The organism is Mycobacteroides sp. H001, assembly GCF_001440005.1.
Taxonomy (GTDB): domain Bacteria; phylum Actinomycetota; class Actinomycetes; order Mycobacteriales; family Mycobacteriaceae; genus Mycobacterium; species Mycobacterium gwanakae.
The window spans coordinates 214,643-227,520 of record NZ_LJYH01000028.1 but is presented as its reverse complement, the minus strand read 5'-3'; the positions used below and the strand labels follow the sequence as shown (position 1 = coordinate 227,520).

Annotated in this window: 11 protein-coding genes; 5 read left to right on the top strand and 6 right to left on the bottom strand. The window is 65.6% G+C overall.

All coding sequences use genetic code 11. The annotated features are described in order from the left end of the window. Positions 1 to 57 precede the first annotated feature (57 nt). Both AOT83_RS11780 and AOT83_RS11775 read left to right on the top strand, forming a co-directional pair. On the top strand, positions 58 to 351 hold the full coding sequence (locus tag AOT83_RS11780; protein WP_030098163.1) for a type VII secretion protein EsxS: 294 nt from the start codon (positions 58 to 60) through the stop codon (positions 349 to 351). 24 nt (positions 352 to 375) lie between these two features. Next, positions 376 to 666: a WXG100 family type VII secretion target gene (locus tag AOT83_RS11775; protein ID WP_005062633.1), complete on the top strand. Its 291-nt coding sequence runs from the start codon at positions 376 to 378 to the stop codon at positions 664 to 666. 78 nt (positions 667 to 744) lie between these two features. On the opposite strand, the gene hrpA is transcribed toward AOT83_RS11775, so the two are convergent. The 3 genes from hrpA to AOT83_RS11760 all read right to left on the bottom strand — a co-directional run bounded on the left by hrpA (position 745) and on the right by AOT83_RS11760 (position 6,395). Then, entirely contained in the window at positions 745 to 4,629 is a 3,885-nt protein-coding gene (gene hrpA / locus AOT83_RS11770; protein ID WP_057965432.1) for an ATP-dependent RNA helicase HrpA, read from the bottom strand. A 43-nt stretch (positions 4,630 to 4,672) separates the two neighbouring features. After that, on the bottom strand, positions 4,673 to 5,902 hold the full coding sequence (locus AOT83_RS11765) for a MinD/ParA family protein (protein ID WP_057965414.1): 1,230 nt from the start codon (positions 5,900 to 5,902) through the stop codon (positions 4,673 to 4,675). A gap of 178 nt (positions 5,903 to 6,080) precedes the next feature. Further along, positions 6,081 to 6,395 carry a hypothetical protein gene (locus AOT83_RS11760; protein WP_057965413.1) on the bottom strand — a complete coding sequence of 105 codons (315 nt, stop codon included), beginning with the start codon at positions 6,393 to 6,395 and terminating at the stop codon, positions 6,081 to 6,083. Between the two features lie 195 nt (positions 6,396 to 6,590). Here AOT83_RS11760 and AOT83_RS11755 point away from each other — a divergent pair, with 195 nt between their 5' ends. Genes AOT83_RS11755 through AOT83_RS11745 form a run of 3 tightly spaced genes read left to right on the top strand, consistent with a single transcriptional unit; the run spans position 6,591 to position 9,858 of the window. Then, entirely contained in the window at positions 6,591 to 7,217 is a 627-nt protein-coding gene (locus AOT83_RS11755) for a response regulator transcription factor (protein WP_057965431.1), read from the top strand. Between the two features lie 44 nt (positions 7,218 to 7,261). Next, a complete protein-coding gene (locus AOT83_RS11750; protein WP_057965430.1) occupies positions 7,262 to 8,404 on the top strand; it encodes an ATP-binding protein in 1,143 nt (380 codons plus the stop codon). A 50-nt stretch (positions 8,405 to 8,454) separates the two neighbouring features. Next, positions 8,455 to 9,858: a mycothione reductase gene (locus AOT83_RS11745; protein WP_057965412.1), complete on the top strand. Its 1,404-nt coding sequence runs from the start codon at positions 8,455 to 8,457 to the stop codon at positions 9,856 to 9,858. A 6-nt stretch (positions 9,859 to 9,864) separates the two neighbouring features. Here AOT83_RS11745 and AOT83_RS11740 read toward each other — a convergent pair whose 3' ends face one another. From AOT83_RS11740 to AOT83_RS11730, 3 genes are all read right to left on the bottom strand, one after another. Further along, on the bottom strand, positions 9,865 to 10,251 hold the full coding sequence (locus tag AOT83_RS11740; RefSeq protein WP_057965411.1) for a heme-binding protein: 387 nt from the start codon (positions 10,249 to 10,251) through the stop codon (positions 9,865 to 9,867). Positions 10,252 to 10,329: 78 nt separating this feature from the next. Next, positions 10,330 to 11,580, bottom strand: coding sequence for a lipase LipE (gene lipE / locus AOT83_RS11735; protein ID WP_057965410.1), 1,251 nt, complete (start codon positions 11,578 to 11,580; stop codon positions 10,330 to 10,332). A gap of 95 nt (positions 11,581 to 11,675) precedes the next feature. Beyond that, a complete protein-coding gene (locus AOT83_RS11730) occupies positions 11,676 to 12,821 on the bottom strand; it encodes an acyl-CoA dehydrogenase family protein (RefSeq protein ID WP_030096216.1) in 1,146 nt (381 codons plus the stop codon). Positions 12,822 to 12,878: the final 57 nt, after the last annotated feature.

Here is a 12,878-nt window from a genome sequence, read left to right as displayed (position 1 = left end):
GCCCCACTTCACTGACCATTTGAATCACATGCAACACAACACAATTCAGGAGGAACAATGAGTTTGCTTGATGCGCACATTCCGGCCCTGGTGGCTGCGGAGGGCACCTTTGGTGCCAAGACTGCTTTGATGCGTTCGACGATCTCGCAGGCGGAGTCGGCGGCGTTGTCGGCGCAGGCGTTCCATGTCGGTGAGTCTTCGGTGGCTTTCCAGGCCGCACACGCCCGGTTCGTGGAGGTCGCCGCGAAGGTCAACGCGCTGCTCGATATCGCGCAGATCAACCTTGGTGATGCCGCCGCCACCTACGTGGCCGAGGATGCCGCCGCCGCCAGCCGTTACGTCGGTGTCTAAGACCGGACTTTTGAGGAGATAGAAATGTCGCAGATTACTTTCAACTACCCCGCGATGCTGGCTCATGCCGGTGAGATGAACACCTATTCCGGTGTGCTGACCGCTCTGGGTGCTGACCTGGCCGCTCAGCAGGCTTCCCTGCAGGCGGCCTGGCACGGTGATACCTCGATGAGCCAGGCCGCTTGGCAGGCTCAGTGGAACACCGCGATGGAAGAGCTGATCCGCGCTTACCGCGCGATGGGTTCCACCCACGAAACCAACACCTTGTCGATGAACGCCCGCGACATGGCCGAAGGCGCCAAATGGGGCGCATAAACGCCGGCTAGCGATTCGCATAAGGGCCAGAAACTCTCAAGAGTTTCTGGCCCTTATGCTTTGCCGATCCGACGAAACCTATCGAGCTGCGTTGATGGCCTTGATGATTCGTTGCTCACTGACCGCACGCGCGGTGCCGAGCTGCTGGGCCCACAGGCTCACCCGCAATTCCTCGATGAACCACGCGATATCCCTGATATCGGGATCATCGGAGCGCCCGGCGGGTAGATCACGCAGCAGATCGTCGTAGACGTCCTCGACTGCATGCACGCGTTGCATGCGTTCGCGGTCCGCCTCCACCCCCTGGGGCAGACGTTCCAGTCGCTTACTGATCGCGGTGACGTAACGCGCAAGGTCGGCCAGCTTCGCGGCGCCGGTGGCCGCGACGAATCCCGCCTCCAGGAGTCTGGCGAGCTGATCGCGCATGTCGGTGATCGCATCGGCCTGCACCGCAGGCACTGTGGTGGGCAGCGCCACGTGTACCTCACTCCAGGCCGTCACAACCTTCTCGGCACGGCGCACGGTATCGAGCGTGGTGGCTACCAGACTCTGTGCCGTACGATCGCGGAGCGCCGTGAACTCTGCCCGGGTCCATACCGGTGCGGGGGCAAGCAGATCGACGGCTGCGTCGGCACAGTCGTCGAGCAACGCGGCCAAGGAACCATCTGGGTTGGACGAGAGTACGAGCCGGGATCGCGGGTCCAGGCCGCGTTCAACGGCTTTCATCGGTGACGGAATCGACAGCCGCAGCAGGCGACGGGTGCCCGCCGCCATGGAGGCCCGTTGCTCGGCAGCGGTGGCGAAGACGTGAATGTCCACCGCGTTGCCCGTATCCACCAGCGCCGGATATCCGCGTACGGTGTGGGCGCCGCTGACTTGTTCCACGGTGCAGGGCAATTCGGGTAAGTCCTCCGGCCAGCCGCGTAGATCCCTGCGCTCCCAATCCCCCGCGACCGCCGCCGCCACGGCCTGGCGGGTGGAGCCCGCGAGCTGTTGCTGCAGCGCATCGAGGTCCTTGTCACGTGCCACCTCGGTGCCGTCGGCGGACTCGACCACGAAGGTCACCCGCAGGTGCGGGGGCACTTTGTCCAGGTCGAACGCGTCGGTGGGTACACGGATGCCGGTGAGCCGGTGCAGCTCCCGCCCCAACGCGTACACCAGCGGTTCGGATCCGGGCGCAATGTTCTCGAGCACCGCCCGGGCGGTGTCGGGCGCGGGAACAAAGTTGCGGCGCAGATCCTTCGGTAGCGAACGGATCAGCGCGGTGACCAGTTCTTCACGCAGAGCCGGCACATGCCAAGCGAATTCGTCGCCGCCCAGGCGAGCAAGAACCTCGACCGGAATATGCACGGATACGCCGTCATCAGCCGCACCGGGTTCGAATCGATAACTGGCAGGCAACGCCACATCACCGGACCTCCAGGTGTTGGGCATATCGTCGATCGCGTGTTCGGAACGCAGCAGATCGTCACGTGTGAACGTCAGTAGAGCGGGCGTCTTGTGCCGCTGTTTGCGCCACCAGGCATCAAAATGCCTGGCGGACACGGCATCCTCCGGTATGCGCGCCGCGTACAGGGTGAAGATCTCGTCATCGCCCACCAGCAGATCGCGCCGGCGCGCCTTGTCCTCAAGCTCGGACAGCTCGCGCAGCAGTCGCGCGTTGTCCCGCAGGAAGTGGTGCTTGCTTTGCCAGTCGCCCTCCACCAGCGCGTGCCGGATGAACATCTCGCGAGCCAGCTCCGGATCCACCTGCGCGTAGCCCACCCGGCGGCGCGGCACCAGTGGCAGCCCGTAGAGAGTCACCCGCTCGAAGGCCATCACAGATCCGCGCTCGGCGTCCCAGTGCGGCTCGCTGTAGGTACGCTGCACCAGATCCCCGGCGATCCGCTCTACCGATTGTGGTTCGACGCGGGCCGCGATCCGGCCGAAAAGCCGACTGGTCTCGACCAGATCGGCAACGACCACCCACCGGGGCGGCTTCTTGGTCAGCACCGAGCCGGGGGCGAGTACGAATTTGGTGTTGCGTGCACCGGAATAGTCGCGGGAGTCGCCTTCGCGCAGACCGATATGGGACAGCAGGCCCGCGACCAGGGCCGCGTGGACCAATCCCGGATCGGCGGGCTCACCCGACTCGCGGATGCCGAGGTCACGCGCGATGCTGCGTAGCTGCCCCACCAAGTCCTGCCATTCCCGGATGCGCAGGTAGTGCAAAAACTCCTCGCGGCACATGCGCCGGAAGGCGCTGCCCGAGAGTTGGCTTCGTTGATCTTGGATGTATCGCCAGAGATTGAGATAGGCGCTGAAGTCGGAATGGTCGTCGGCGAAGCGCGCGTGCTTTTGGCGAGCCGCATCCTCGCGGTCGGCCGGTCGTTCCCGTGGATCGGGAATCGACAGTGCGGCCGCGAGTACCAGGATTTCCCCGACGCAGCCCTCGGCATCGGCCTGCAAGATCATCCGGCCGATGCGTGGGTCGAGGGGCAGCCGTGCCAGCCGTCGCCCCAGCTCGGTGATGGCGCCGCCGGTATCGAACGCGCCCAATTCCTGCAGCAGCTGTACACCATCGCGGATGCTGCGTTTGTCGGGCGGATCCAGAAACGGGAAGTTCTCGATATCGCCGAGCTTCAGCGCCGCCATCTGCAGGATGACGGCGGCAAGGTTGGTGCGCAGGATCTCCGGATCGGTGTAGTGGGGCCGGGCCTCGAAGTCTTGTTCGGAGTACAGCCGGATGCAGATACCGGGTGCCGTACGTCCGGAACGGCCGGAGCGCTGGGCGGCCGACGCCTGGGAGATGGATTCGATGGGCAGGCGCTGCACCTTAGTGCGCCGGCTGTAGCGGGAGATGCGTGCGGTGCCGGGGTCGATGACGTAGCGGATGCCCGGAACGGTCAGGGAGGTTTCGGCGACGTTGGTCGCCAGCACCACGCGCCGGCCGGTGTGGGGCGCAAAGACCTTATGCTGCTCTGCTGTTGGTAGACGTGCGTACAGCGGAAGAACTTCGGTGTTGTGGAAGCTGCCGCGCAGCGTCTCGGCGCAATCGCGGATCTCGCGCTCACCCGACAGAAATACCAATACGTCCCCGGGTGGTTCGGCTTCCAGCTCGCGGACGGCGTCGGCGATCGCCTCGGTCTGGTCGCGGATCTCGGTACGGACGATTTCATGGTCGGGGTCGTCCGGATCATCTGACGAATCACTGGAAACAGGGACTTCCAGCGGCCGGTAGCGGATCTCGACCGGGTACGTCCGCCCGGACACCTCGACGATGGGTGCTCCCCCGAAGTGCTCCGCAAAGCGTTGCGGCTCAATGGTGGCCGAGGTGACGATGATCTTCAGGTCGGGCCGCTGTGGCAGCAGTTCGCGCAGATAGCCCAGGAGGAAGTCGATGTTGAGGCTACGTTCGTGCGCCTCGTCCAGGATGAGGGTGTCGTAGCGCAGTAGCCGTCGATCGCGCTGGATCTCCGCGAGCAGAATGCCGTCAGTCATCAGCTTGACCAGGGTGCGGTCGCTGGCTTGGTCGGTGAATCTGACGGTGTAGCCCACGGTTTCGCCAAGGGGCGTGCCCAGTTCCTCGGCGATACGTTCGGCGACGGTGCGTGCCGCGAGTCGGCGTGGCTGGGTGTGGCCGATGGTGCCACGGATTCCACGGCCCAGCTCCAGACAGATCTTGGGAAGCTGTGTGGTTTTCCCCGAGCCGGTGGCGCCGGCGACGACGACCACCTGATGCGCGGAAATTGCGCGGGCGAGTTCGTCCCGATGCGCGCTGACGGGTAGGTCTGGGTACGTGATCGTCGGGACGGCAGCGGTCCGGGTGGCCACCAGTGCCTCGGCGGTGGAGATCTGTTCGAGGAGTTTCTCGGCGTCGGCAGGATTTCGCAGGTTCTTGAGGCGGCGCCCGAGCCGGGACGCGTCGCGAAGGGTCACGCCGTCGAGGCGCGCGCGCAACGCGGAACGGGACTCCCCCGACAATTCGGACACTCCGGAAAGGATAGGCGCCCGTGGCGCTAGGCCGTTAGACGCTCCAGGCGCTCGCCAGGCCGGCCGAGACCGAGGCCGCTGCGGTGACCAGGCCATGCCAGGTCTCGGGCTGCAGCTGATGGATGTCGAGCGGGCCCGCCGTGGCGATATGCGGGTCATAAGGCACAGCGACGATGTGGTTCGGCGAGATCCAGCGGTGGAATCGGGCGACCATCGCTGCCACCAGACGCTCGGAGTTCCTGCGATCCTCGCGATTGTCGTAGCCGCGAACATGGTTGATCACCACCACCATGCGGGGGATCAGATATTCGTAACCCTCGGAAATGAGCCACTCGATCGCGCGGACCGCGCCCTCGGCGCCGACCGGCGTGGCGGCCGCAACCAGCACCACACCGTTGGCGGACCGCAGCACGCCGGGCATCACCGGATGCCAGAAGTCCACGCCGGTATCGGTGAGCAGCAGGCTGTAAAGCCGCTGCAGCCGACTGTGGGCCTGGGTGTAGATCTCGGCATTGAGTTCCCCGCGCGGACGCACCGAATGTGCGTTGGCGGCAAGCACATCCAGCCCGGTCACCGGATTCTGGCCGACGAAGAAGCGCAGATCGAAGTTGCGCTCAGGTTCGTCCTGGGCCAGCACGTCGGCGAAGGTGGACGAGGCCGACGGATCAATCCACGACGCCAGGTTGGCCGACTGGCCCGGATCGGCGTCGGTGGCCAGCACCATGTCCTTGCGGCGCAGCTCTGAGAGCACCGAACCGAGAGCGGCGGTGATCATCGTCTTGCCGACGCCGCCGTTTCCGCCCAGCACCGCCAGGGAGTGGATGCCCCGCCAGGGGGTGCGCACCACGGCGGTCAGCTCACGAAGCTCGGCCTCTTCACGGGACTCGCCCGGATTGATAACGCCAAAGCTCCCGCGGTACACCCACTTACGCCAACCAATCGACGCGGGCCGACGCGGTGAGGGCAGAATTTCTGAACGAAGCTGCGCTCCCAACGCGTCGCCGATGGCCGGAGGGAGATCGACATGCGGATCATGCTGAGGTACGGCGTCGACGATGGACAGCGGGCCGCGAGGCGGTAACTGCAGTGGGCGGGGTTCCACCTCGGGCTGGCGCTGTTGCAGCGAGGCGGCCTCGGCGCGCTGCCGTTTGGCGTGCGCGCCCAGCTTGATGGGGATGATGGGTCCGGTCCGGTCGAGGATCTCGTCCTCGGAGCCGTCCGCCGGGGAATCGTTGGGCGCACTCACGGCAATCTCCTCCTCCACCAGAAGCCGTTTGGCCCCAGCGCTCCGACAGTTTCGATCTGCATCGCGGGCAGCGTGAGACCCGTCGCATACGCAGTCTCTTATGGTCGTTGCGCGGTTGGCGAGGGCCGTTACCCACCCGTGTCTGAATCGGCATCAAATGGAACGAGGTTGGTATGTAGTCGGTACCGGCGCTAAATCAGCAGGTCACATCCACATACATGGTCTTGGTGGTCGTGGTGTTGGTGAAGACGCCCGGACGCTTGTTGCTCGGCAGGCCGTAATCGGACCGCACGGTGGTCTGACCGGGACGCACGCTGCTGGCGGTGCACTGGTTGAGGGCCTTGGATCCGGTCTTGCTGACGATCACGCTGTAGCCCTGTGCCTGAAGCTCGCTGACGGTCTGTTGGGCGTTGGAGCCGTCGGTCTGAGCGGATGCGGTGCCGAGGGCGAAGCCGAGTGGCGCCAGCGCGAGGGCGGCGGCGGCGGTTCCGGTGATGATGTACTTCTTCATGATTTCTCCTGTGCCAGTGGGTCTTTGAGTTGGATCACCGGGTTGCTTGGTGATACTTCAACGATGCGGCGCGGAGGCCGGAATGTATGTCGGGCGACTGGCTGATACACCGGAGGATCTTGATGTCCCCCAATTGGGGGACACACGTGGATTTGGCGTGCCAAGCTTGCGTTTGTGCAGGTGAGCGGCGAACTTGTGCGGGTGGTTGTCGGCGATGATCACCCGCTTTTTCGCGAGGGTGTGGTGCGGGCGCTGACCGGAAGCGGCCAGATATCCGTGGTGGCGGAGGCTCAGGATGGCGCCGGTGCGCTCGCGTTGATCAGAGAGCACCAGCCCGACGTCGCGCTGCTCGATTACCGGATGCCGGAGCTCGACGGGACGCAGGTGGCGGCGGCCGTGCGCCGCGACGAGCTGCGTACCCGGGTACTGCTGCTCTCGGCGCATGACGACGCGGCGATCGTCTATCACGCGCTGGCGGAGGGTGCCGCGGGCTTCCTGTCGAAGGAATCCACGCGTGCGGAACTGGTCAGTGCGGTGCTCGACTGCGCGCGGGGCCGGGACGTGGTGACGGCCAGCCTCACGGCGGGACTGGCCGGTGAGATCCGCAAGCGCGCACAACCGGCAGGCCCGTCGTTGAGCACGCGTGAACGTGAGGTGCTCCAGATGATCGCCGACGGCCTCACCGTGCCGGCCATGGCCAAGCAACTGTTCCTGGCTCCGTCCACCGTGAAAACGCACGTGCAGCGGCTGTACGAAAAACTCGGCGTCGGTGACCGGGCGGCGGCGGTGGCCGAGGCCATGCGGCGTGGATTGCTCGAGTAGCCGTGGCGCTGGAGCGGGTGGCCGGGTACTTCACCGCTGAACCCATGCGGGTTTCGGCCTGGCTACGTCTGCCCCTGATCGTGCTGATTGTGCTGCTGGGGTCTAACCCGAACATCGAAATGTGGCATGTCGGTGTGTATTACGGGGTACTGGCCGTGTACACGGTGTCTGCGATTGTGTGGGTGCTGATCGCGGTTCGTGGACATGTCCCGATGTGGGTGGCCCCTGCCGCCACCGCCGTGGACATCGCCGCCGTGGTGGCGCTGTGTGTGGCCTCCGGTTACGGCACGTCGGAATTGCTCCCGGTGTTCTTCCTGCTTCCCGTTTCGGTGGCCTTCCAAGAGCGTCCGGCTGTGACGGCTGTCCTCGGAACCATCACCGCTGCAGGGTATTTGGGTGTTCTGGTGTTCTACACCAGGAGTGGCAACATCGACGGTATTCCCGGCGACGAGTACCTCACCGTTGTGACATTGCTGTGGCTGGCCGCTGCGACCGCCGGAATGTGCTTCGTGCTCAAACGCCGCTCCGAACACGTCGAGCAGCTCTTGCGCACGCGCGAGCAGCTGGTGCTGGAAGCGATGCGCGCCGAGGAGCGGCACAACCGCGAAGTCGCCGAGCGCTTGCATGACGGCCCGCTGCAGAATCTGCTGGCGGCACGCCTGGAAATCGAGGAAGTTCTTGAACGACAACCTGATCCGGTGTTGGTGGCGGTGCATGCGTCGTTGCGCGACACGGCAGCGGAATTGCGCGGCGCGGTGTCGGCCCTGCATCCGCAGGTGCTCGCCGAGCTGGGATTGACGGCGGCGGTCCGTGAGCTCGGCCGACAGTACGCGGCGCGGGGCACCGTCGAGGTCAGCACTGAGCTGCAGGAAGTGGGCAGTCCCCCGGCGCAGCCGCTGGTGTACCGCGCGGTCAAAGAGCTATTGACTAATGCGGTGAAGCACGGACGTGCCAAGAACATTCACGTCGAGCTGGCTCGAGATGACGATCTCCTCACGCTGGTGGTCGCCGATGACGGCAAGGGCTTCGATCCGCGTGATCTGTCCGCGTCGGTCGCCGACGGGCACATCGGGCTGGCCTCGCTGACGGTTCCCATCAACGCCGCGGGCGGCGATGTCGCGATCACCTCGGCACCGGGCGCCGGTACCCGGGTGTGCGTCATGGTGCCGGCCGATATGGCAGCGTAAGGGGGAACGCTCGGCACCGAGAGAGCGCGCCCTCAACGGATGGAGAACAGGTGTACGACCTCGTCATCATCGGTTCCGGCAGCGGAAACTCGTTGCCCGATGACCGCTTCGCGGACCAGAAGATCGCGATCGTCGATCGCGGTGTGTACGCGGGCGCCTACGGTGGCACCTGCCTGAATGTCGGTTGCATACCCACCAAGATGTTCGTCTACCCCGCAGACCTGGCCGACGAGGCCGGTGACGGCTCCCGGCTCGGTGTGGACAGCTCGGTGCGGGGAACTCGCTGGGCCGACATCCGTGAACGCGTCTTCGGCAGGATCGACCCGATCGCGGCGGGTGGGTTGCGCTACCGCGTCGAGGACTGCCCCAACATCACGGTCTTTCAGCAAGAAGGGCGATTCATGGCGCCGGGCACCGATACCGATGGCGACCCGGTCCATCGACTCCAGCTGGCGGACGGCACGATCCTGGACGCCCGGCAGGTGGTCATCGCCGCGGGTTCACGTCCGGTCATCCCGCCGGTGATCGCCGACAGCGGCGTGGCCTTTCACACCAACGACGACATCATGCGTCTACCGGAGTTACCCGAGCGTGTGGTGATCGTCGGCAGTGGCTTCATCGCCGCCGAGTTCGCGCACGTTTTCAGTGGCTTGGGCTCGGCGGTCACGGTGATCGCGCGCGGCCCGCGGCTGTTGCGCGCGCAGGATGAGACGATCGCGCAGCGTTTCACCGATGTGGTGTCGGCGCGGTGGGATGTGCGGCTGAACACAGAAGTGGTGGCCGCTCGCGAGATCGATGGTGGTGGTGTCGAACTGGACCTCACCGACGGATCAACGGTGACGGGCGATGTGCTGCTGGTCGCCACCGGACGCACCCCCAACGGTGATCAGCTGAATGTGTCCGCGGCGGGACTGGAGCTCGACGAGCAGGGCCGGGTGCCGGTCGACCAGTACCAGCGCACACCGGTGCGTGGCATCTACGCCCTCGGCGATGTGAGTTCGCACTATCTGCTCAAGCACGTGGCCAATCACGAAGCGCGGGTGGTGCAGGCGAATCTGCTGTCCGGCTGGGATTCCCCGACTACCGCCAGCGATCACCGGTTTGTTCCCGGCGCGGTGTTCAGCCGTCCGCAGGTGGCATCGGTGGGGTTGTCAGAGGACCAGGCGCGGCAACGCGGGATCGACGTGGCGGTCAAGGTGCAGACATACGGCGACATCGCGTACGGATGGGCGATGGAGGACACCGAGGGGCTGTGCAAGCTGGTCGCCGATCGGTCGACGGGGCTGCTGGTTGGCGCGCACATCGTCGGCTACCAGGCGTCGGCGTTGATCCAATCGCTGATCACCGCGATGAGCTTCTCGATACCGGTGCGCGAGATGGCGCGAGGTCAGTACTGGATACACCCGGCGCTGCCCGAGCTGATCGAGAACGCGTTGCTCGGCCTGGAGCTTTAGCCGAACTCAGCCGGCCATGAACTCGTCGTACGCAGAGGCCAGGCCCGGCGGCAGCACGGTGACATTGCATTCGCGCTGGGCATCACCGATCGGGGCCAGGATGCCGCGCAGCTCGTGGTACTCGCCGGGGTTGGCGGTGAAGTACGCGCGGATGTTCGCGGCGGCCTGGGCGCGCGGCTGGTCGGGCGCGGCGTCGAGCACCGCCCGTGCACCGGGGTGATTGTCGAGGTATCCGCGGGCGGCGATCGTTGTGGAGCCGACGGTGTCGGAGAGCCTCTCGCGGCTACAGTCCGGCGCGGCCGAAGCCGTGGGCAATAGGGCTGTCGCGGTGATGAACCCGAGCACACCGGCGATGCTGGTGGCACGGCGAATGCGGCTGTGGGAGAGCGTCATGTCGATGTTTCCTTCGCTGGGGGCAGTTGCTGATCCCCGATCCACGCGAGGTGTACCCCGTAAACGAGTGCTGAAACATCAGGAGACGAGCGGTACCTCCGCGGCGATGAGGTCCAGCAGGGCCGGGTAGCGCTTGGCTTCCTTGTGGTTACCCGGCTTGCCGCTGCTGACCACGCCGACGGACAGTGCACGGGCGGGGTCGGCCCACACGGCGATGTCCACCAGCCCGGTGTGCCCGAACGCCGCAGGCGAGTTGCGCCCGAACGGCCCGAACCGCTTGGAGCCCAGCATGTATCCGGTCCCCCAGCGCATCGGCATGCCGCCGGTTGCCATGTCCGGCCGCAGGCGCCGGGCCGGTGCCGCCGCGGCCCGGATCGTCTCGGGGGACATGATCCGTACCCCATCGAGTTCGCCACCCCGGCAGAGGATCTCGGCAAAGCGGGACAGCTCGTTCGCGGTGGAGACAGTGTTAGACGACGGCACCACGCCGGTGAGGAAGAAGGGCTGGTTCGACATCGGGATGATCTCGTGCATCGTCCCGCCGACCACCGCCCGGAAGGCCGCGCGCATGGGCGCGGGCAGTGGCTTACCGGTGGGATGGCTCGGCGCCACCAGCGGCACATCCTCCGGGGCCACACCGTAGTTGGTCCACCGGAACCCAAGGGGATCAAGGATTTCGGTGGCAAGGATGTCGCGGATGCTCTTGCCGGTCGCACCGAGCACGATCTCGCGCACCAACGGCCCCCAGGTCAGTGCGTGATACATGTGCACCAGGCCGGGACGGTAAAGCGGGCGCAGCTGGCCGAGCTGTTCGCGGGTGTACTCGCTGTCATCCATCCGGGTGACATCCGGCCGGGGACCGGTGGGCACCGGGATTCCCGCGCTATGCGTCAGCACGTGGCGGATGGTGATGCGATCCTTGCCGCGGCTGGTGAAGGTGGGCAGGTATTCGCAGACGCGGTCGTCCAGCGATAACGCGCCGCGTTCGATGAGCAGGTGCATCACTGTCGTCGAGACGGCCTTGGCGGCCGAGTACACGCAAAACGGCGTGTCGGTGGTGACGGGGATCTTCTCGGCGTCGGCCGGATCGGTGGGCGCGTTACCCCATCCGTGCCCGATGGCGCGGTTGAGGATCACTTTTCCCTTGTGCCGCAAACACACCTGGATCGCCGGGTGCATACCCGCCTGATACCAGTGCCGGGCCGCCTGCCAAATGCGCTCAACGGCGGCGGGATCGATCTCGGAGTGGTCCTCGGCCTGATCGCCGCCGCCGATGTTCGTCACCGAGTCCAGGTCGGCCGGAACCCGTACGCGTCCGTCGTCAGTCATGATGCCCTTTCACCGAGTGGGAATCTCACGAGGAAATTCCGGCCAAACGCCTCGCCAGATTCCCATTCGACGGTAGCGGCCCGGGCGGGGTCGGATCAGAAGCCCAGGTCGCGACCGATGAGCTCCTTCATGATCTCGTTGGAACCGGCCCAGATCTTGGTGACGCGCGCGTCCATCCAGGCCCGTGCGACGCGGTATTCCTTCATGTAGCCGTAGCCACCGTGCAGCTGCACGCAGGCGTCGATGACCTCATTCTGCACCTGAGAGGACCACCACTTGGCCTTCGCGGCATCGATCGCCGAGAGCTCGCCCTTGCTGTGCGCGAGCACGCCCTGATCGACATACACCTGCGCCGCTTCGAGTTTGGTGACGAGCTCGGCGATGAGGAACTTGTTGTACTGCAGGCTGCCGATCTGCTGACCGAATGCCTTGCGCTCCTTGGCGTACTCGATCGTCTCCTCGAGCACCGCGGCCGCGTGGGCGATGTTGGCGACCGCACAGCCCATCCGCTCCTGGGGCAGGCGCTGCATCATGGAGATGAATCCCTGGTTGACCTCGCCGATCACGTTCTCGGCGGGCACCCGCACATCGGTGAAGAACAGTTCGGCGGTATCGGCCTCGGGCTGGCCCACCTTGTCCAGCTTGCGGCCGCGCTCGAAGCCGGGCATGCCCTCTTCGACGGCGAACAAGGTGATGCCCTTGGCCTTGAGCTCGGGTGCGGTGCGCGCGGCGACGACGACGAGATCGGCGCGCGCGCCGTTGGTGATGAACGTCTTGGAGCCGTTGATGACCCAGTCGTCACCGTCCTTGACCGCGGTGGTCTTGAGGGCCGCCAGATCGGAGCCGCCCGACGGTTCGGTCATGCCGATGGCGGTGATCATCTCGCCGCTACAGAATTTCGGCAGCCAGCGCTGCTTCTGCTCATCGGTGGTCAGCTCGACCAGATAGGGGGCGACGATGTCGAAGTGGATGGACATCGAGGAGGCCAGTGCGGCGCTGGAGCGCGACAGCTCCTCCTGTAGAACCGCGTTGTAGCGGTAGTCGCCGGCACTGCTGCCGCCGAACTCCTCGGGCACGTCGAGCCCCAGGTAGCCCTGCTTGCCGGCCTCTAGCCACAGCTCGCGGTCGATGTAGCGCTGCTCGATGAAGTTCTCGGCGCGCGGCTCGACGTGGCGCTGCACGAATGTCTTCACGGACTCCCGGAACGCGTCGTGGTCCTCGGTGTAGATAGTGCGTTGCATGGTGTTATCGAAGCACGCGTCTAAATCCGCGTGCTCGGGTGTTCGGTGAGGTGGTAG